This is a genomic window from Burkholderia alba (genome assembly GCF_034721475.1).
GTDB classification, from domain to species: Bacteria; Pseudomonadota; Gammaproteobacteria; order Burkholderiales; family Burkholderiaceae; genus Burkholderia; species Burkholderia alba.
In genome coordinates, this window is the sequence record NZ_JAWJWL010000133.1 from 1 (window position 1) to 1432 (window position 1432).

The following is a 1432-nucleotide window of genomic DNA, read 5'->3' on the forward strand; positions in this document are numbered from 1 at the left end:
AGCCGCGTGCCGGTGGCGTCGAAACCGCCGCCCAGCGCCTTGATCAGGCCGATCTGCAGATCCCGCCGGCGCATCTTCAGGTTCGTCACCGTCTGCTCCGCGGTCAGCCGGTTGCTGTCCGCGTTCAGCACCTGCAGCTGCGGCGACAGCCCCGCCTTGTAGCGGATCACCGCCAGCTCGTAGGCCCGCGTCGACGCATCCAGCGCCCGCTGCGCATCGCCCATCTGCCGGTCGATCGACCGGATCGACGCAACCTGCGTCGCCACGTCGTTCAGCGCACCGATCAGCGTCTGGTTGTAGTTCGCCACGTTCAGGTCGAAGTCCGCGTAGCGGCCCTTCAATTGCGCCCGTAACGCGCCCGCATCGAAGATCGGCAAGTGGATCGCCGGTCCGAACTGCGCCTGGCGGCTCGCGAAATTCAGAAATTTGCCCCAACCGAAGGCATCGAATCCGAAGCCCGCCGCCAGGTTCACGTCCGGGAAGAATTCCGCCTTCGCTTCCTTCACGTCGTGCAGGGACGATTCCACTTGCCAGCGCGCCGCCACCAGATCCGGCCGGCGCGACACCAGGTCCGCCGGCAGGTTGCCCGGCAGCGCCACCGTCCCGCCCGGATTCAGCACCGGCGCGGCAATCTGCAGGCCGCGGTCGGGCCCCTTGCCGAGCAGCGCGGCCAGCTGGTAGCGCACCGCCGTGATCTGGCCGTCGAGATCAGACAGCGTCGACTGGCTGGTCGCCACGTTGCCCCGCGCGGTCTGCCGTTCGACGTTGGTGTCGAGGCCCGCGCCGACGCGGCCGTCGGTGATCTGGCCGACCGTCTGGCGATTGCTGATTTCCCGCTGCGCGATGTCGCGCAGCGCGTACAGCTGCGCGAGCTGGTTGTAGGTGCTGGCGACCGACGCCGCGAGCGTCACCCGGGCCTGCTGCATCTCGGCCTGCGCGACCTTCTGCTGGGACACCGCCGAGCGCAGCCGTTCGCGGTTCTTGCCCCACAGGTCGAGCTCCCACGACGCGCTCGCGAGCGCGTTGTTCTCGCTGTACCAGCTGCCGCCGTAGGGCGGCGGATACAGGCCGGTGCCCGAGAACAGCTCGCGGGTCCACGAATAGCTGGCTTCGGCCTTCGGCAGCAGGGCCGAGCGCGACGATTCGATATACGACGACGCCTTGGCGATCCGGGCCTGGGCCTGGGCGATGGACGGATTGCCGTCGAGCGCCTCGTCGATCAGTTTGGGCAGTTGGGGATCGCCGAACTGGTTCGCCCAGTCGAGCGACGGCCACTGGCCGCCTTCGGCCGGCAGGCTCTGAGCGGATTCGAACTGCGATGCGGGAGCGATCTGCTTGTCGCTCTTGATGCCGAAGTAGTTCGCGCATCCCGCGAGCGCCAGCGCGGCAACCGCGGCGGCGAGCACGGTGCGGCCACCGCTGCGCACGGACA

The 1432-nt window shown here is 68.8% G+C and carries 1 protein-coding gene; it reads right to left on the reverse strand.

What is annotated here, in order from left to right; all coding sequences use genetic code 11:
- Positions 1 to 1427, reverse strand: a 1427-nt coding sequence (locus RZR99_RS32810) for an efflux transporter outer membrane subunit (protein WP_323123827.1), incomplete at its 3' end; no start/stop codon positions are given.
- Positions 1428 to 1432: the final 5 nt, after the last annotated feature.